This is a genomic window from Plasticicumulans acidivorans, from assembly GCF_003182095.1.
In the GTDB taxonomy this organism is placed as follows: Bacteria; Pseudomonadota; Gammaproteobacteria; order Competibacterales; family Competibacteraceae; genus Plasticicumulans; species Plasticicumulans acidivorans.
On the sequence record NZ_QGTJ01000003.1, the window covers coordinates 276,137 to 292,970 of the forward strand.

Genomic DNA, 16,834 nt, shown 5'->3' on the forward strand with positions numbered 1-16,834 from the left:
CGCCTCAGCCAAGGTAATCGAACAGGGACAGGCGGGAGATCTTGGCGTAGGACTGCTGCGCCGCCTGCAGGGTCAACAGGTACTGGTTGAGCTTGGTGGTGGCGTCGGCGTAGTCGACGTCCTCGATGCCGCCAGCGATCTCCTGCATGCGCAGCGAGAACTCGCTGTTGATCGATTCCTGCGCGTCGAGCCCGTTCATGCGCGCGCCGAGGGTGGTGCGCACTTCGAGGAAGCGGTCCTTGACGCGGTCGATATTGTCCATCGCCGAGTCCATCTGTCGATGGAAGGCATCGAGCTGCTCGGTGCTGGCATAGGGGGTTTCCAGCGCGTTGGCAATGTCATCGAGCGTCGTGAACACATCCTGCTTCGGTGCCGGCTCGACCGTGAAGCTGTCGCCCGGACTCACCGCCCCGTCGAGCTGCAGCGTGACGCCGTTGAAGGCGATGACGCCGTCGTTCGGCAGATTCAGCGCCGCGCCGGTCAGCGGCGGCACCGCGCTGAGGTCGGTGATGGTGTACTGGTCGGTGCTGACGAAATCGATCTGGAAGCGGTGACGCTGGTACACCGAGGGATCGGTCTGCGCCAGCGGTTCGAGCGTCGCCGAGCCGGTATTGGTGCTGGCGGCCGTGGCGCTGAAGATGCCGTTGCCGGTGGGGATGTTCATGAACACCGCATCGCCGGCGTCGCTGACCGCCACCGAGCGCGTCGGCGCGATGCCGACCAGGCGCTGGCCGCTGTCGCCCGTGTAGCTGACCTGCCCGGCCGGCGCCTCGACGAACGGCGTCGAGGCGGTCTGGTAGCCGCCGAACAGGTACTCGCCGTTGCCGTCCTGACCGTTGGCGAGCTGCAGCAGCTCGCCGCGGATCTGGCGGATTTCCTGGGCGATGCTGCCGCGGTCGGCGTTCGACAGCGTCGTGGTATTGGCCTGCACCAGCAGCTGGCGGGTGCGGTCCATCAGGTCGTTGGCCTGGCTCAGCGCATCTTCCTCGGCGCCGAGCCGGCCGCCGGCGAAGCTGATGTTGGTCTGGTACTGCTCGGTCGACTGGATCTGGCGCTGCAGCTCGACCAGGCGCGCGGAGCCGGCCGGATCGTCGGCGGGGCTGAGCACGCGCTTGCCGGTCGCCAGCTGGCTCTGCAGCTCGGCGACCTTGCTCTGCGCCTGGTTCATGTAGCGGACGTTGGACTCGTGAATCTGATTGCTGGAGATGCGCACGGTCATAGCGGGGTCCCTCAGCGCTGGGCGATGGCAAGCAGGGTCTGGAACATCTCGTTGGCGATCTGCATCACCTGCGCCGAAGCCTGATAGGCCTGCTGGTACTTGAGCAGATTGGCGGCTTCCTCGTCGAGATTGACGCCGGAGACCGCATCGCGCGCAGCGGTGGCATTGTCGAGCAGCGCGGTCTGCGCCGACAGCGCGGTGCCCAGCCGATCGGTCTGGGCACCGATGTCCGCCAGCACCGCGCCGTAGAAACTGTTGAGGTCGCTGGTGTGGCCAACCAGCGTGTCGGCGGTGGCCAGCCCGGCGAGCGCCAGCGCGTTGCGGTTGTCGCCCTCGCCGCCGGCGTTGTTGCTGACGCTGAACACATCGCCGTTCTGCGGCTTGCCGGACAGGCGCACCTCCCAGCCGTTCTGCAGCACCGTCGCGCCGGAACTCGGGTCGTAGCTGACCGCCGACTGCAGCATCACTGGGCTGCTCGGATCGCTGACGTCGACGACGTCGAACGTCGTCTCGCTGGTGAAGCGGATCTCCACCGGCGTGCGCAGCGCCGGATCGCTGACGTCACTGACGCTGCCGCTGCTGATCGCGCCGGTGCCGATGTTGCCGGTGGCGGCACCGGTGTGGATCGGCAGCGCCGCGGCGATCTGCTCGGTGCCGGTGAGGTTGAGCTGGATGTCGCGGGCGCCGTTGCGCGTCGGCTGGATCAGGAAGCGGTCACCGTCGGCGGCCGCACCGGCGCTGGTGTCGATGTCGATGCTGAGGCCGTCGGCGCTCAGCGGCCCGCTGCTGCCGCTGGCGACCACGCTCGAATCCGACAGCCGCCGCAGCGTGTAGGTACCGCCGTTGTAGCTCAGCTCGTAGTCCGAGCGCTGCAGCGCGCCGACGTCGGTGAGGGTGGCGGTGACCTGCGCCGAGCCGTCGTTGTGGGTGCTCGCCAGCACGGTCGGCGAGCCGCTGCTGAAGAAGGCCGTGCCGAGCTGCCCTTCGAGGTCCATGCCCTGCGTCTGCACCTGGTTGACGCTGTCCGCCAGCCCCTGCGCCAGCAGGCCGAGGTCACTCTGCGCCCGGTCCAGCGTCTGGCTGCGGAACGCCAGATAGCCGCCGAGCTGACCGCCGGTGAGGTAATTGGAGATTTCGGCGCCGCTGCCGCTGTAGGCGATTTGCACGTCGGCGGGATCGTACTGCGAGGTGCGCACCTCCAGCTGATAGGTGCTGAAGCCGGTCACCAGCGCCTGACCGCTGCCGATGAACACGCTGGCGGTGCCGTCATCGGCGATCACCGTCTGCACCCCCACTTTCTCCGAGAGCTGCTGCATCAGATAGTCGCGCTGATCGAGCAGATCGTTCGGCTCGTCGGAACTGCCGTGCTGGGCGATGACGATCTGCTTGTTGATGCTGGCCAGCGAGCTGGCCAGCGAATTGATCGAGGTGACGGTATCGCGCAAGCCGGTGTTGACGTTGCCGCGCAGCGTCTGCAGCTGGTCGTCGACTTCATGCAGGCGGTCGACCAGCGCCTGCGCGCTGTTGAGCACGACCTCGCGCGTCGCCGTCGAGGCCGGCGCCTCGGACAGGCTCTGAAACGCATCGAACAGATTCTGCAGCAGCGGCGAAACGCCGGCCGAGCTGTCGGTCAGCAGGCTGTTGACCTGCCCGACCAGATCCGACTGTGTCGACAGCTGCTGCTGGGTGGCGGTGTGGCTGCGCACCTGCTGCGTCAGGAATTTGTCGTAGGTGCGGCTGATGGTTGCCACTTCGACGCCGGTGCCGACGAAACCGCCGGGGCCGGTGTACTGCGGCGCGCGCGCGACCTGATCGACCGTCTGCCGGCTGTAGCCCGGAGTGCTGGCATTGGCGATGTTGTGGCCGGTGGTCGCCAGGCCCTGCTGCGCGACCTGCAGGCCGGTGAGTGCGGTGCGTGCGATTTCGACCATCAGGGATCACCCGTGCGTTCAGCCGCGCGGAGCGGACTTGACTGCAGCGGTCTGCAGAAACTCTGCCAGAGCGTCGCTGCCGAGGATGCGCTGGATCTTCGCCGGGTAGGCGGGATCGGTGGCGTAGCCCGCGCGGTGCAGTTCATGCAGGTACGCAGAGCTGTCCGCAGCATTTTCAAGCGCTTGTTTATAACGAGGATTCTGCTGAATGAAGCGGGCGTAGTCGCGGAAGCTCTCGCCCCACGAGGCGTAGGCGCGGAAGCCGTCGACCTGGCGTTGCGGCACACCGTCGACGTATTCGAGCGTCGAATTTTCGACGCGCGCGCCGTTCCAGCTGCGGTCGGCCTTGATGCCGAACAGATTGTGGCTGGAGCGGCCGTCGGCATGGCGCGGCACCGAGCGACCCCAGCCGGATTCCAGCGCCGCCTGCGCCACCAGCACCTCGGGACGCACACCGAGCTCGCCCGCCGCCGCCTGCGCATGCGGCCAGACCTCGCGCACGAACGCATCCGGCGTACCGGGCTTGAACGCCGCCGGCAGGCTGCTGGCCGGCGTCGCGGCATCGAGACCGGCATCGCGGCGGATGCCCTCGATGCGGCGCAGCGCCGCCAGCGCGTTGCCATCCAGCGCCGGCGCCACGCCATCGCCACTCGGTACCGGCTCGGCGCCGGCCGCCTGCGGATCGAGCTGGCGCAGCAGCATGCGCGCCACGCCGAACGTGCCTTTCTTTGCCAGATCGGCGGCGAGCTGCTGATCGTAGAGATCGCGGGCCATGCGGCTGGCGTCGCTGTCGACCAGCGAGTCGCCCGGCGTGGCCGCGCGCATCGACTTCAGCATCATGCCGATGAACACCGCCTCGAACTGCTGGGCGACTTCACGGGTGGCCTGCGGCGAGCCGGCGGCGGCGCCGCGGCGCAAACGTGCCAGCCCGGCGAAATCGCCGAGCGCGGCACTGTCGGCCCCGAGCGTCGTCGTCACCATCTCAGGGCCGCACCGCCATCTGCTGAATCGAGCCGATGGTGCGGATCCACGGCTGCGCGCCGGGCACGCGCTGGCGCAGCTCGGCCAGCGCGGCGCGCGCTTCGGCGGGGCTGGCGAAGCTGCCGGCGAGCAGCATGAAGAACGGCTGGCCGCCGCGCACGGTCTCGAACACCGCCAGCGGATAGCCGGTGCCGTGGCTGCTGGCGAACGCCACCAGCGCGCGCTCGGAACCGCCCGCCATCAGCTGCAGCGTCTGGTTGCGCGCCGGCTGCGCCATCACCCAGTCCGGTCCATAAGGTTTTTCCGGGGCGAAGCTGCGCGGCGGTTCGGTAGCTTTGCTGTCCGCCTTGACCTCGTTGCGGGCGGCCGGCCGCGCTGCCGGCTTCGCCGGTTCGACCGGCGCCGGCACAGCGGCAAGCGCCGGCGCGGCTGGCTTGACGGCCGCAACCGCGGCCGGCTGCGGCTCGGCCGGCGGCGTCGGCACAACGGCCGCCGGCGGCTCGGGTGAGGACACCTGCGGCGCGCGCGGCGGAGTCGGTGCGGGCGCCGGCACCGCCACCAGTCCCGGTGGCAGGCTTTCCACGGCCGCTGCCGCGGGCGCGGCGACTGGCGCGGTGTTCGCGGCGGTCGCCGGCGATTCCTGCGTATCCGGTGACGGCGCGGCGGCGGCCGCTGGTTCGACCGGCTCCGGCTCGACCGGCGCGGCCGTGACAGGGCTCACCTCGCTCACGACCGGCGTTGCCGTGTGTTCGACCGCCTCGGCCGGCAGCGAAACCGCCGGGGCGGCGACGGGCAGCGCCGGCGCCTCTTCCTCGACGGTAGCGGTCGAAGCCAGAGCCACAGTCGGGGCTGGAGCCGGAGTCGAAGCCAAAGTCGGGGTCGGGGTCGGGGTCGGGGTCGCCGCAATCGGCGCGGCCGGCAATGCGGCCGGTTCACGCAGTGCAGCCGGGCCGGACAGCTGGCCCAGCACCCACATCGTGGTTGCCTGCAGCAGCAGCACGACCGGCAGCGCCAGCAGCAGCGGCCAGCCCAGACGCAGCATCGAAGGAGCCGGCCTGACGGGGAAAGTCGCGCTCATCGCCGCCACCTCAAATCACGATCAGCTCGGCGCGCAGCGCGCCGGCGGCTTTCAGTGCTTCGAGGATGGCGGCCAGGTCGGAGGGGCTGGCGCCGACCTGGTTGACCGCGCGCACGATGTCTTCGAGCTTGGTGCCGGGGTTGAACAGGAACATCGGCCGCTTCTCTTCCTTGACGTCGATGTTCTGGCGCGGCACGACGACGGTCTGGCCGTTGCTCAGCGCATTCGGCTGCGACACCACCGGATCGGCGCTGATCGTCACGGTCATCTTGCCGTGCGTCACCGCCGCCGGGAACAGGCGCACGTTGTTGCCGACGACGACGGTGCCGGTCCGCGAATTGATGATGACCTTCGCCGCGCCCTCGGCCGGCTTGACGTCGATGTTCTCCAGCTCGGCGATGAACGGCACCCGCGAGCGCGGGTCGCGCGGGCCTTCGATCTGCACGGTCGCCGCATCCAGCGCGCTGGCGAACTGGCCGCCGAGCTTGCGGTTGATCGCCTGTGCCAGACGCTCGGCGGTGGTGAAGTCGGGCTGGTGCAGGTTCAGCGTCAGTGCGCCGTTGCCGGTGCTCAGGGCATCGGGTACCGCGCGCTCGACGGTCGCGCCGTTGGCGATGCGCCCGGCGCTCGGCACGTTGACGGTGATGCTGCTGCCCTCGCCTTCGACGCCGAGGCCGCCGACGACGACGTTGCCCTGCGCCATCGCATAGACCTCGCCGTCGGCGCCGCGCAGCGGCGTCAGCAGCAGCGAGCCGCCGCGCAGGCTCTTGGCGTTGCCGAGCGAGGAAACGGTGATGTCGATGGTCTGCCCGGGCTTGGCGAACGCCGGCAGGTCGGCGTGCACCGACACCGCGGCGACGTTCTTCAACTGCAGATTGATGTTGGCCGGCAGCACCACGCCGAGGCCGGTCAGCATGTTGCGCATCGACTGCACGGTGAACGGCGTCTGCGAGGTCTGGTCACCGGTGCCGGCCAGGCCGACCACCAGGCCGTAGCCGACCAGCTGGTTGCTGCGCACGCCGCCGACCGTCGCCAAATCCTTGACGCGATCGGCCGCCGCCGGCCCGCTCAGGCCCAGCGCCAGCGCGATCAGCAGCGGTTTGAGGAGTTTCGGTGCACGGTTCATGGCGCAATGCCTGCGGTGAAACGGGACATGCCATGGTTTCAGCAGGAATCGGGCCACCACAACAAGCTATTGTTTTGATTCAAAACACTCGGTAATGCGCCAGAATTTCGACGGCGCGCCCGCCGATTTGACGATGTCGGCAGACTGGAGCCCGCTGACGGCGGCCCGCCGCCCGTGCATCGCAGCCATGCACTCCGCCGCGCCGGCCGCAGCGCTATGCTGCGCCGCCCTGCCCGCGTGGCGCCTTCGAAACGGTCGTCGACCCATGCCTCACCGCAATGCCGTGGCCGGTATCCTGCTCGCCGCAATGGTCGTGATGACGGTGCTCGCCGGCATCGACCGGCACGTCTCCGTGCTGTGGGCCGGCGCGCTGGCCTGGGCGGCGGCGGCGCTGCTGTGGCGGCGGCTGCGCCGCCAGCAGCGCCATCAGGCGCGCTGGCTGGCCGGCATCGGCGTGCTCGGCATGCTGATCGGCGCCATCGGCGGCGCACGGCCGAACCTGTCGCTGGTGGTCGCCGGCAACCAGTCGCTGATCGGCCTGCTGACGGCCGTGGCCTTCCTCAAACTGGTGGCGACCGTACCCGGCGAGGGCGAGGAACCGCCGCCGCGCGGCCAGGGCGCGGTATGGCGCACCCTGCTCGGCGTGCACCTGTTCGGCGCGGTGATCAACATGTCCTCGGTATTCCTGCTCGGCGACCGCATGGTCAACCGCGGCGGCCGCCGCCTCGGCCGGCGCCGGGCGCTGGTGCTGTCCCGCGGCTTCGCCACCGGCGCCTTCTGGTCGCCGTTCTTTGCGGCGATGGCGGCGGCGGTGACTTACGCGCCGGGCGCGCAGGTGCCGATCGTGGTCCTCACCGGACTGCCGCTGGCGGCTTTCGGCCTGTGGCTGACCGCGCGCGAAGTCGACGAGCAACGCGCCGGCAACGCGCCGGGCGCGCCGTTCATCGGCTACCCGATGCGCTTCTCGACACTGTGGCTGCCCTGCCTGCTGGTGACGCTGGTGCTGGTCGGCCATACGCTGCTGCCGCAGTGGTCGATCCTGACCTGGATCTGCCTCGGCGCGCCGCTGCTGACGCTGCTGGTGCTGCTGCTGCTGCGCAAGGGCCGCGGCGGCCCGGTGCAGTTCGGGCACTACATCACCCAGCGGCTGGGCGATGGCGCCAGCGAGCTGACGCTGTTCCTCGCCGCCGGCGTGCTCGCTGCCGGCATCGCCAGCGTACTGTCACTGGCCGCCGGCTACCTGCCGTTCACCGAGTTCGGGCCGGCGCAGGCGAGCATGCTGTTGCTGGTGATCGTCGGCGCTGCCTTCGTCGGCGTGCACCCGGTGATCGCCGTCACCGTCTGCGGCACCTGGCTGGCACCGCTGCACCCGGAGCCGACGCTGCTCGCCGCGACCTTCACGATGGGCTGGGCGATCGGCGTGCCGGCCGGGCCGCTGTCGGGCCTGCACCTGGCGATGCAGGGCCGCTATGGCATTTCACCGTACGCCTTTCAGCGCTGGAACGGCCGCTACATCCCGCAGCTGCTGCTGGCGAGCATCATCGCCCTCCATCTGCAAGCCTGGATTCGTCATTAACTATTAGAAATATAACGCACTTTTAATGCGCTTGACGGGGCTCACAGCATTCACAGCGCCCCCCCGCTTACTCTACGTTTACGACGGTCACCGCCAGCCTTGGCACGGTGTCGCAGCCAGGATGTCACCGCGGTGGTGATGGCCTTGGCAACCAATGGATTCCTGATGTATCGCTGACATGGAGGTCGTATCGATGAAGCTGTTTCGTCTGGCTTGTGGCCTGTTCTTCTTATGCCTTAGCGCAAACGCATCCGCGGTGTCTTATTCCGGACTCTACGTGTTCGGCAACAGCCTGTCGGACTCCGGCAATATGATCAACACCTTGCGCGCCTACGGCGCCAACCCCGATCCAGACGGTGTCTACTATGACGGCCGTTCGAGCAACGGTCCGAACTACGTGGATCTCCTCGCCGCCGAGCTCGGCCTGGACTCCACCCCCTCGACCGCCGGCGGCACCAACTACGCCTACAATGCAGCGCGGATGACCTATCACCCGCTGGGTACCGGTTTTTATGGTGTCGACGAGCAGATCCAGCTCTATCTCGGCAGCAACGGTGGCAGCGCCGATGCCGACGGGCTGTACCTGGTCTGGGGAGGCACCAACGATCTGCTGGACCTCGCCATCGGACTCGGCAACGGCACCGTCAACCCGGATGACCTGTCGGCGCTGCTGTATGGCATCGCCAGTGACCTGACCGGTCAGATCACCATCCTCGCCAATGCCGGCGCCCAGAACATCGTCGTGTTCAACGAGCCCAGTCTGGCGCTGTCGCCAGAGGCCCAGCTCTACCCCGCCCTGCTGCCGCTGCTCGACCTGCTCACGCAGAACTTCAACTCGCTGCTGGACGACATGCTCAACCATCTGTCCGGTCCGACGCTTTATCGCATCGACGCCTATTCCCTGTTCGCGGATATGGCAACCAACCCGCAGAACTACGGCCTGACCAATACCACCGATGCCTGCTACACCGGCGACTACAAGGAGCTGACCGGCGGTGGCAGCGTCTGTGCGTCACCCGATGAATACCTGTTCTGGGACGGCATCCACCCCTCGGCCGCGGCGCATGTCTACATCGCCGAAGCCGTGCTGGCGCAGGTGGCAATCCCAGAGCCGGCGCCGCTGGGACTGCTGTTTACCGGGCTGGCGATCCTCGGCCTGCGCCGCCGTCAGATCGGGAAGAAGGCGTGCATCAGCAGCCGCGTCAGCCAGCCGGCGGTGTTGCTGTCGGCCAGCGCGCCCTTGCCGGCATAGGTGATCTGCGCATCGGCCACCTTGCTCGATGCCACCGAGTTGTCAGCCGCGATATCGTCAGGGCGCACGACGCCCTGCACGATGACGAACTCCTGCCCCTGATTCAGCGTGACTTCCTTCTCGCCGCGAATCTGCAGATTGCCGTTCGGATAGACATCGGTGACGACGGCGCTGATCGTGCCGCTCAGGCTGTTGGACTGATCCGCACTGCCCTTGCCGTCAAAAGTGGTGTCATTGGTCAGGCTGACCGCCGCCTTGTCGATGGTGCGGCCGAACAGCACCGCCGGCGTCGCCAGCTGGGAATCCGAACTCTTGCCGAGCTTGGTGTCGGCCTTCTTCGTTGCGGCGGTCTTCTCCGCCAGCGTGATGGTGATGATGTCGCCGATCCGGCGTGCGGTGCGTGACTCGAACAGCCGCATGTCGGTGCCGGCGCGGTAGATCGCGCCATTGGCGGGGCGCGGCTGCGTCTGCGCGAGCGAACCCATGACGCTTGGCGTCACCGGCGTGAACTGGTGATCCAGCGGCAGCGTGGTGCAGGCTGACAGCGCGAGCAGCGCAATGCCGGCGACGGGAAGGAGCAGCGGTTTCATGACCTGCGCCTCAAATGGTCTGGTTGAGGTACTGCAGCATCTGGTCGGCGGTCTGGATCGCCTTGGAATTGACTTCGTAGGCGCGCTGCGTCTCGATCATGTTGACCAGCTCCTCGGCAATGTTGACGTTGGAGCTTTCCAGCATGTGCTGCTGCAGCGTGCCAAGGCCGTTGGTGCCCGGATCACCGGTCTGCGCAGTGCCGCTCGAACTCGACTCAAGATAGAGGTTGTCGCCGATCGGCTGCAGGCCGGTCGGGTTGACGAAATCGGCGATCGTCAGATTGCCGAGCTGCTGCGAACCGGTCTGCCCCGGCTGCACCACCGACACCACACCGTCGGAGCCGATGCTGATGCTCTGCATGTCGGACGGCACGGTGAGCTGCGGCGAGACCAGATACCCCTCGGAGGTCACCAGCTGGCCCTGGTCGTTGAGCGTGAACGACCCGTCGCGGGTGTAGGCGATGGTGCCGTCCGGCAGCTCCACCTGAAAAAAGCCGCGACCGTTGATGGCCACGTCGAGCGCGTTGCCGGTATTGATGGCGTTGCCCTGCGTGTGCAGTTTCTCGGTAGCGACGACGCGCACGCCGGTGCCGAGCATCAGGCCCGAGGGCAGCGTGGTGTTCTGCGAGGTCTGTCCGCCGACCTGGCGCACGTTCTGATAGAGCAGATCCTCAAACTTCGCCCGCCCTTTCTTGAAGCCAGTGGTATTGACGTTGGCGAGGTTGTTGGCAACGACATCGAGCTGCGTCTGCTGCGCGTCGAGGCCGGTCTTGGCGACCCAAAGTGCCGGATTCATGGCGGTATCTCCTGGACTCAGCCGAGGCCGAGCAATTTGTCGGTGGCGCGCTCGTTGTCGGCGGCGGTCGACATCAGCTTGACCTGCGTCTCATAGCGCCGTGCGAGGTCGATCATCGTCACCAGCGCATCGGCGGTGTTGACGTTGCTGCCTTCCAAGGCGCCGGAGACCAGATGCACCCGCGCATCCGCCGGGCTGGTGCCGCCATCCTTGCGCCGCAGCAGGCCGTCGGCTCCCTTGATCAGATCCTGCGCCGCCGGCTGCACCAGGCGGATGCGGTCAACGGCGGCGATGGCGGTGTTGTCCTCGCCGAGCGGTTTGACGCTGATCGTGCCGTCAGCAGCGATGTCGGTCTTCTCGGACGGCGGCAGGGCGATCGGGCCGTTGTCGCCGAGCACCGCATACCCCTTGGCGGTGGTCAGGCGCCCGCTGGCGTCGACCTGCAGGTCGCCGGCGCGGGTGTAGGCCTCGTGTCCGTCGAGATCGCGGACCGCAATGAAGCCCTCGCCGCGCACCGCCACGTCGAGATCACGGCCGGTTTCGAGCAAAGGCCCGGCGCTCAGGTCGACGCCGGCGCGCTCGGTCTGTGCGTAGACGCGGCTGGGCAGGCCGTCGCCGATCACCGGCTGGCTGCGCATCGCGGCGATATCCTGGCGAAAGCCCGTGGTCGAGGCATTGGCGAGGTTGTTGGTGTTGACGCGCTGCGCGTCGAGGATTTGACGCGCTCCGCTCATCGCGACGTACAGCATGCGGTCCATGGTCGTCTCCTGTTCCGGGGCGTGGACTCAGCCACGCCCCGGCCTGGCTTCAGCGCAGCTGCAGCAAGGTCTGCGTCAGCTGATCGGAGGTCTGGATCACCTGCGCGTTGGCCTGGAAGTTACGCTGCGCATTGATCATGTTGACCAGCTGCTCGCTCAGCTCGACGTTCGAGCCCTCCAGCGAGCCGGAACGCACCAGCCCCAGGCGCGAGCTGCCGGGGATGCCGGCGACCGCGGTGCCGGAGGCGAAGCTCTCCGCCCAGGCGGTATCACCGATCGGCGTCAGACCGGACTCATTGCGGAAGTGATACAGCGCGAGCTGCCCGAGCGCCTTCGACTGGCCGTTGGTGTAGCTGCCGAAGATCAGGCCGCTGTCGGCGACGTTGACACCGACCAGCGTGCCGCTGGCGTAGCCGTCCTGCACCAGGTTGTTGGTGCTCGAATCACCACCGAACTGCGTCGCCGCGGTGAAATCGAGGTTCATCACCAGGGGCTGCAGGGCGCTGGTCGGCTGGCCGTTGGCTGACGCCACCGACTGCAGATTGACCGAGACGACGCTCGGTACCGACGGCGTGGCCAGCTGGCCCTTCTCATCGAAGGTCAGCGTGGTGTACGGCTCGACGGTCGAGGTGGTCGGATCGAAGTCGACGACCGGCGTGTCCGGTGTGCCGGTCGCCGTCACGTCGGGCGCCGAGTACACCCCGTCGAGCGTGCTGTAGACGCGCCAGGTCGATGAGGTTGCCGTCGACGAACCGAGCGGCTCCTTGGCGAAAAACACCGCCAGCGTGTGGCTCGCGCCCAGACTGTCGAAGACGTCGAGCGAGGTCGTGAAGTTGTACGAATCGGGATTGGTCGGATCGAACGGCAGGGTCGCCGGGTCGACTTCAGCCGCAGCGGAATCGAGGTTGATGCCGTAGACGACGTTCTCGGTCTGGTGCGGGTCGATGTCGGACGTCGTCAGTACCAGATCGGTCGGTGCACCAAAGGGCTGTTCATTGGCATCGAGCGCATACGCCTGCAGCTTCTTGCCGATGTTGTTGACGACGTAGCCCTCGCGATCGATGCCGAAGGCCCCGGAACGGGTGTAGGAGATGGCACCGTTCTCGTCCTTGAGACGGAAGAAGCCCTCGCCGTCGATGGCGATGTCGAGCGGGTTGCCGGTCGAATTGATGTTGCCCTGCTTGAACTGCTGGGTGACGGCGGCGACCTGCACGCCGGAACCCACCGAGCGCCGCGTCGCCTGGCCGAGCGAGCTGCCGGAGAAAATGTCGGAAAACTCGGCGCGCGAGCTCTTGAAAGCGGTGGTGTTGTTGTTGGCGATGTTGTTGGCGACCACGGACAGATCCGTGGTGGCGGCGTTCAGGCCGGTCAGTGCGGTACGAAAGGACATGGGAGCAATCTCCTTGCGGGGGTCTTCAGAGGATCCGGCGAATCTCGCCGAGGGTCAGCCCTTCGCTCAGTCCGGGCACATTGAGGGTCATTTCAGTGGCTTTCTTGGCATCGCCGACCGTCACGCTCTGCACCGGCAGCGGCAGCACCGTGGTCGCCGTGCCGGTAGTGCCGTCGGTGACGGTCTCGACGCTGAAGCGATACAGGCCGGCGGCGAGATCGGTGCCGGAGCTGTTCTTGCCGTCCCAGCTGAAGTCGATGGTGCCGGCGTTCTGGGCACCGAGATTCAGCGTGCGCACCAGCTGCCCGCTGCTGTCGCTGATCTTGACGTTGACCGCATCCGCCGCCTTGCCCAGCTCGACCTGGCCATCCAGGGTGTAGTTGCTGAGCAGGTAGCCCTGCTTGCCCTCGACCATCACCAGATGGCCGACCAGGTTCGACGCCGCCACCGTCTGCGAGGCCTGCAGCGAGCTGCTCAGGTCCTCGACGGTGCTGCGCAGGTTCTGCAGCTCGGTGACGTTGGTGAACTGCGCCAGCTGGGCCAGGTACTCGGTACTGTCCATCGGCTTGGTGGGGTCCTGGTTCTGCAGCTGGGTCAGCAGCAGCGTCATGAAGGTGTTCTGATCGAGCGTGTTGTTGTCGGTCGTCGAGTCCTCGGTGGTGGTGTTCCAGCCCGCGTTCAGCGTGCTCATCAGGGCGTCGGAAGCGATATTGGTACTGCTCATGGCCGTGCCTCCTACTCACCCAGCGCCAGCGTGCGCATCAGCATCTGCTTGCTGGCATCGGCGACTTCGACATTGGTCTGATAGGACTTCGACGCTTCGATCATGTTGGCCATTTCCTCGACCGGATTGACGTTCGGCACCCAGACGTAGCCATCGCGGTCGGCCAGCGGGTGGTTGGGGCGGTACTCACGCTCCAGCGGCGTGTGACTCTCGACGATGCCGGCAACGCCGACGCCGGCAACCGCGTCATCGCCGCTGCCGCCGCTCGAATCGTCGAGCAGCGTCTCGAACACCGGCTGGCGGGCGCGGTAGACCGCGTTGACGCTCGATGACACCGAGTCGGCATTGGCGAGATTGCTTGCCGTGGTGTTGAGCCGCACGCTCTGCGCGTGCAGCGCGCTGCCGGAGATGTTGAAGATGTTGAACAGCGACATCGGCTCACTCCCCGCGGATTGCACTCATCAGGCCTTCGATGCGCGAGCCGAGCAGGCGCAGCGTGGCGGCGTACTGCACGCTGTTTTCGGAAAACAGCGCCTTCTCGCGCTCCGGCTCGACGGTGTTGCCGTCGATGCTCGGCTGTGTCGGCTCCCGGTAAAGCAGCTCGGCGCGGCCGTCCCCGGCAGAGCCCGGCTGGATATGGCCGCTGGCGGTGGCCGCCAGCCGCCCCTGCCCGGCCGCCGCGCGCAGCGCCGCCGAGAAATCGGTGTCCTGTGCCGAGTAGTTCGGGGTATCGGCATTGGCGATGTTGGCGGCCAGCACCTCGGCGCGCTGCGCCCGCAGCCGCAGCGCGGCGATGTGCACGCCGAGGCTGCTGTCGAATCCGATGGCCATCGCGTCATCCTCCCGACGCCGGGTCACGGGGACCGTCGCGTCAAACTGTCGTCGCCGGAAACGGCTTTAGCGGGATTCAGCAAGCCACGTGCCATGACCCCGTGCCGGCTCGGCGCGCCTGCGCTGACACCGCCGCCACGATACGCAACGCGGCCATCCCGGCGTTCTGGCACGCAATCTGCGAACGCACAGCCCTGACGACGAATTTCCGACACCCCCACAGGAGTCCGCGTCATGTCTCGCTTCAATCGTCCGGCGGGCTGCAGGCTCGCCGTCACGCTGCTGGCCGCCGCACTCGCCAGCCTGCCGGCGCGCGCCAGCGGTGAGCTGGAGGATCTGCAGGCGCTGCGCGCCCAGGCGGCCCGCTTTCTCGCCGAGCACGCGCCGGCCGACGGCGCCGAGCTGGCGATCGAGGTCAGCCCGCCCGATGCCCGCCTGCGTCTCACCGCCTGCCGCGAGCCGGTCGAGGCGTTCCCCGGCCCCGGCGGACGCCTGCTCGGCCGCGTCAGCGTCGGCCTGCGCTGCACCAGCCCGGCCTGGAAGCTCTATCTGCCGGCGACGGTGGCCGCGAATCGTCCGGTGGTCGTCGCCAGCCGTCCGCTGCGCCGCGGTGAACTGCTCGGCCGCGACGACGTGGAACTGGCCAGCGTCGATGTTTCGTCACTGAGCAGCGGCTTCGAAACCCAACTGCAGGCGGTGATCGGCCGCACGCTGCTGACACCGCTCGCGGCTGGGCGGCCGCTGACGCCGCGGGCGCTGTCCGACCCGAGCGCGGTGGAGCGCGGCGAGAGCATCGATCTGGTGGTGCGCATCGGCGCCGCCGAGGTGGTTTCCAGCGGCATCGCGCTGCACGAGGCGCGCGCCGGCGAACCGCTGCGGGCACGCAATGCCTCCTCCGGCCGCGAAGTCCGCGGCCGCCTCGACGGGCACCGGCGACTGATCATCGAGTGAGCCGGCGCACGGAAATTTCTCGCCGGCGCCCTCAAGTCCGCACGGCAGCGGCCGATACCAACCGTATACTCGCTATCCAGTCGAGAGGACGGTTCCCATGACGATCAACAATGTGGGCGGTCCGGGCGCGGCGCCGATCCGCAGCGTGCCGACCGTCAAGCCCCAGGAAACCACCGCCGCGCAGCAGGCAACCCCGGCCGGTGCGCAGGCCGATGCCGTCGCCGGCGACGATGCCGTCAGCCTCACCGCCGGCACACGCCAGCTGCGTGACGTCGAACGGCAGCTGACGCAGGAGGAGCCGGCCTTCGACGCCAAGCGCGTCGAGGCGCTCAAGCAGGCCGTCGCCAGCGGCGAGTATCGCGTCGACAGCCGTCGCGTCGCCGCCCGCCTGCTGGACTTCGAAAACGATCTCTCGCGCTGAGGACCCCCGCCATGCTCGCGCAACTGCTCGCCAGTGAACTGGAAGCCACCCGTGCCCTCGGCACCGTGCTGATCGAGGAATACCACTGCCTGCGCGAGCACCAGCCGCCCGAGGTGCTGGCCGCCGTGGTCAGCGCCAAGGAAGCAGCGACCGCACGCCTGCAGGCCGATGCCGCGCGCCGCCTGGAACACCTCGGCCGGCATGGCTTTCCGAGCAACGCCGAAGGGCTTGCCGCCTGCATCGCCGCGGCGCCGACCGAGGAGCGCTTTCGTCTCAATGCGCTGTGGCACGACCTGATGGATGCCGCTGGCACGGCCTGGAAGCAGAACGGCATCAACGGCGGCATCATCGCCGCCAGCCGCTCGGCCACCGAGCGCGCGCTGGCGATCCTGCGCGGGCAGGACACCAACACCTGCCTGTACGGCGCCGATGCCAAGGCACACTACGGCAGCGGTGCCGGCGGCGCGCATCTGCGTACGCTGATCCGCGCCTGATTGCCGGCCGAGCCTCCGCGGTCTTAGTGTGCGCGGACGGGAACGTCCGCTCTGGCGTCCCGGCCCGATCCGCCGCGGAGCCTTCACCATGAGTCATGCCGATACGTCCGCAGGGTACGAGCGCCGTCAGTTCTTCCGCGTCGAAGACCGCCTCGTGCTCGCCTATCGGCCGAGCGATGCCGCCGCACTCGACGCCCTGCTCGATCGCCTGCAGACCGATGCCGACAACGGCCTCGGGCTCGGTTCTGTCTACGACGTGCTGCTGCGCGAGGCCGAGCCGCTGCTGCTGCAGCTCGGTGAACTGCCGACGCCCGCCCTCGCCTATCTGCGCAACCTCGAACACCGCCTGGAGCTGATCGCGGGTGCGCTGCTGCTGCATGAGCTCGGCGGCAACCGCGCACCGCGCCACGTCAGCCTCAGCGCCGGCGGCATCCAGTTCGAATGCGAGCGTGAGTTGTCCGTCGATACCTGGCTGGAACTGCGCTTCATCCTGCCGGGCAGCCGGGAAGGCATCGTCGCCGGCGTGCGCGTCGCCCGCTGCGAAGACATCGGCGGCCAGACCTACCCCTGGCGTATCGCCGCTGAATTCACCCACCTGCTGGCCGCCGACCGGCAGACGCTGGTGCGCCATGTGATGAGCTGCGAGGCACGCGAGCTGCGTGCCCGCCAGTACCTCGCCCTCGACCTGCCGTTCGATCTACCGACCGCGCTATGAA

Annotated in this window: 18 protein-coding genes; 6 read left to right on the forward strand and 12 right to left on the reverse strand. The window is 68.0% G+C overall.

The window, feature by feature from the left end; all coding sequences use genetic code 11:
- Positions 1-4: 4 nt before the first annotated feature.
- Genes flgL through C7443_RS06670 form a run of 5 tightly spaced genes read right to left on the reverse strand, consistent with a single transcriptional unit; the run spans position 5 to position 6,335 of the window.
- Complete coding sequence (flgL, locus tag C7443_RS06650; protein WP_110017813.1) at positions 5-1,219, reverse strand: flagellar hook-associated protein FlgL; 1,215 nt, start codon at positions 1,217-1,219, stop codon at positions 5-7.
- A gap of 11 nt (positions 1,220-1,230) precedes the next feature.
- Complete coding sequence (gene flgK / locus C7443_RS06655; RefSeq protein ID WP_110017814.1) at positions 1,231-3,150, reverse strand: flagellar hook-associated protein FlgK; 1,920 nt, start codon at positions 3,148-3,150, stop codon at positions 1,231-1,233.
- Positions 3,151-3,168: 18 nt separating this feature from the next.
- Positions 3,169-4,131, reverse strand: a complete 963-nt coding sequence (gene flgJ / locus C7443_RS06660; RefSeq protein WP_110017815.1) for a flagellar assembly peptidoglycan hydrolase FlgJ — start codon at positions 4,129-4,131, stop codon at positions 3,169-3,171.
- Position 4,132: 1 nt separating this feature from the next.
- Positions 4,133-5,209 (reverse strand): SPOR domain-containing protein, encoded by a 1,077-nt coding sequence (locus C7443_RS06665; RefSeq protein ID WP_146213245.1) that lies wholly within the window; start codon positions 5,207-5,209, stop codon positions 4,133-4,135.
- 10 nt (positions 5,210-5,219) lie between these two features.
- Entirely contained in the window at positions 5,220-6,335 is a 1,116-nt protein-coding gene (locus tag C7443_RS06670) for a flagellar basal body P-ring protein FlgI (protein ID WP_110017817.1), read from the reverse strand.
- Positions 6,336-6,600: 265 nt separating this feature from the next.
- On the opposite strand from C7443_RS06670, the gene C7443_RS06675 reads away from it, so the two are divergent.
- Together C7443_RS06675 and C7443_RS06680 are read left to right on the forward strand one after the other, a co-directional pair.
- On the forward strand, positions 6,601-7,911 hold the full coding sequence (locus C7443_RS06675) for a hypothetical protein (RefSeq protein WP_110017818.1): 1,311 nt from the start codon (positions 6,601-6,603) through the stop codon (positions 7,909-7,911).
- Positions 7,912-8,167: 256 nt separating this feature from the next.
- Entirely contained in the window at positions 8,168-9,163 is a 996-nt protein-coding gene (locus tag C7443_RS06680; protein ID WP_170123519.1) for an SGNH/GDSL hydrolase family protein, read from the forward strand.
- Here the strand turns inward: C7443_RS06680 and C7443_RS06685 are convergent.
- The 7 genes from C7443_RS06685 to flgB are packed head-to-tail and all read right to left on the reverse strand — an operon-like array spanning position 9,079 to position 14,252.
- A complete protein-coding gene (locus C7443_RS06685) occupies positions 9,079-9,753 on the reverse strand; it encodes a flagellar basal body L-ring protein FlgH (protein ID WP_110017820.1) in 675 nt (224 codons plus the stop codon). The two genes, C7443_RS06680 and C7443_RS06685, sit on opposite strands and share 85 nt — an antisense overlap.
- A 10-nt stretch (positions 9,754-9,763) precedes the next feature.
- A complete protein-coding gene (gene flgG, locus C7443_RS06690; protein WP_110017821.1) occupies positions 9,764-10,549 on the reverse strand; it encodes a flagellar basal-body rod protein FlgG in 786 nt (261 codons plus the stop codon).
- A 17-nt stretch (positions 10,550-10,566) separates the two neighbouring features.
- Positions 10,567-11,307 (reverse strand): flagellar basal-body rod protein FlgF, encoded by a 741-nt coding sequence (gene flgF / locus C7443_RS06695; protein ID WP_110017822.1) that lies wholly within the window; start codon positions 11,305-11,307, stop codon positions 10,567-10,569.
- A gap of 49 nt (positions 11,308-11,356) precedes the next feature.
- Positions 11,357-12,697, reverse strand: a complete 1,341-nt coding sequence (flgE, locus tag C7443_RS06700) for a flagellar hook protein FlgE (RefSeq protein ID WP_110017823.1) — start codon at positions 12,695-12,697, stop codon at positions 11,357-11,359.
- Positions 12,698-12,722: 25 nt separating this feature from the next.
- Positions 12,723-13,421 (reverse strand): flagellar hook assembly protein FlgD, encoded by a 699-nt coding sequence (locus C7443_RS06705; RefSeq protein ID WP_110017824.1) that lies wholly within the window; start codon positions 13,419-13,421, stop codon positions 12,723-12,725.
- A gap of 11 nt (positions 13,422-13,432) precedes the next feature.
- A complete protein-coding gene (gene flgC, locus C7443_RS06710) occupies positions 13,433-13,855 on the reverse strand; it encodes a flagellar basal body rod protein FlgC (RefSeq protein ID WP_110017825.1) in 423 nt (140 codons plus the stop codon).
- A 4-nt stretch (positions 13,856-13,859) separates the two neighbouring features.
- The gene (gene flgB / locus C7443_RS06715; protein WP_110017826.1) at positions 13,860-14,252 is read right to left on the reverse strand and encodes a flagellar basal body rod protein FlgB; all 393 of its coding nucleotides are present in this window, start codon (positions 14,250-14,252) and stop codon (positions 13,860-13,862) included.
- Positions 14,253-14,486: 234 nt separating this feature from the next.
- Here flgB and flgA point away from each other — a divergent pair, with 234 nt between their 5' ends.
- The 4 genes from flgA (at position 14,487) to C7443_RS06735 (ending at position 16,833) form a co-directional block, all read left to right on the forward strand.
- Entirely contained in the window at positions 14,487-15,203 is a 717-nt protein-coding gene (gene flgA / locus C7443_RS06720) for a flagellar basal body P-ring formation chaperone FlgA (RefSeq protein WP_110017827.1), read from the forward strand.
- A gap of 97 nt (positions 15,204-15,300) precedes the next feature.
- Positions 15,301-15,624 carry a flagellar biosynthesis anti-sigma factor FlgM gene (gene flgM, locus C7443_RS06725; protein WP_110017828.1) on the forward strand — a complete coding sequence of 108 codons (324 nt, stop codon included), beginning with the start codon at positions 15,301-15,303 and terminating at the stop codon, positions 15,622-15,624.
- Positions 15,625-15,635: 11 nt separating this feature from the next.
- On the forward strand, positions 15,636-16,118 hold the full coding sequence (locus tag C7443_RS06730; RefSeq protein WP_110017829.1) for a flagella synthesis protein FlgN: 483 nt from the start codon (positions 15,636-15,638) through the stop codon (positions 16,116-16,118).
- Between the two features lie 88 nt (positions 16,119-16,206).
- Positions 16,207-16,833: a PilZ domain-containing protein gene (locus C7443_RS06735; protein ID WP_110017830.1), complete on the forward strand. Its 627-nt coding sequence runs from the start codon at positions 16,207-16,209 to the stop codon at positions 16,831-16,833.
- The last annotated feature ends 1 nt before the right edge of the window (position 16,834 follow it).

Excerpts from the sequence above, each read along its gene's own strand:
- flgL (WP_110017813.1), bottom strand. The coding sequence starts at position 1,219 with ATGACCGTGCGCATCTCCAGCAATCAGATTCACGAGTCCAACGTCCGC.
- flgK (WP_110017814.1), bottom strand. The coding sequence starts at position 3,150 with ATGGTCGAAATCGCACGCACCGCACTCACCGGCCTGCAGGTCGCGCAG.
- flgJ (WP_110017815.1), bottom strand. The coding sequence starts at position 4,131 with ATGGTGACGACGACGCTCGGGGCCGACAGTGCCGCGCTCGGCGATTTC.
- C7443_RS06665 (WP_146213245.1), bottom strand. The coding sequence starts at position 5,209 with ATGAGCGCGACTTTCCCCGTCAGGCCGGCTCCTTCGATGCTGCGTCTG.
- C7443_RS06670 (WP_110017817.1), bottom strand. The coding sequence starts at position 6,335 with ATGAACCGTGCACCGAAACTCCTCAAACCGCTGCTGATCGCGCTGGCG.
- C7443_RS06675 (WP_110017818.1), top strand. The coding sequence starts at position 6,601 with ATGCCTCACCGCAATGCCGTGGCCGGTATCCTGCTCGCCGCAATGGTC.
- C7443_RS06685 (WP_110017820.1), bottom strand. The coding sequence starts at position 9,753 with ATGAAACCGCTGCTCCTTCCCGTCGCCGGCATTGCGCTGCTCGCGCTG.
- flgG (WP_110017821.1), bottom strand. The coding sequence starts at position 10,549 with ATGAATCCGGCACTTTGGGTCGCCAAGACCGGCCTCGACGCGCAGCAG.
- flgF (WP_110017822.1), bottom strand. The coding sequence starts at position 11,307 with ATGGACCGCATGCTGTACGTCGCGATGAGCGGAGCGCGTCAAATCCTC.
- flgE (WP_110017823.1), bottom strand. The coding sequence starts at position 12,697 with ATGTCCTTTCGTACCGCACTGACCGGCCTGAACGCCGCCACCACGGAT.
- C7443_RS06705 (WP_110017824.1), bottom strand. The coding sequence starts at position 13,421 with ATGAGCAGTACCAATATCGCTTCCGACGCCCTGATGAGCACGCTGAAC.
- flgC (WP_110017825.1), bottom strand. The coding sequence starts at position 13,855 with ATGTCGCTGTTCAACATCTTCAACATCTCCGGCAGCGCGCTGCACGCG.
- flgB (WP_110017826.1), bottom strand. The coding sequence starts at position 14,252 with ATGGCCATCGGATTCGACAGCAGCCTCGGCGTGCACATCGCCGCGCTG.
- flgA (WP_110017827.1), top strand. The coding sequence starts at position 14,487 with ATGTCTCGCTTCAATCGTCCGGCGGGCTGCAGGCTCGCCGTCACGCTG.
- flgM (WP_110017828.1), top strand. The coding sequence starts at position 15,301 with ATGACGATCAACAATGTGGGCGGTCCGGGCGCGGCGCCGATCCGCAGC.
- C7443_RS06730 (WP_110017829.1), top strand. The coding sequence starts at position 15,636 with ATGCTCGCGCAACTGCTCGCCAGTGAACTGGAAGCCACCCGTGCCCTC.
- C7443_RS06735 (WP_110017830.1), top strand. The coding sequence starts at position 16,207 with ATGAGTCATGCCGATACGTCCGCAGGGTACGAGCGCCGTCAGTTCTTC.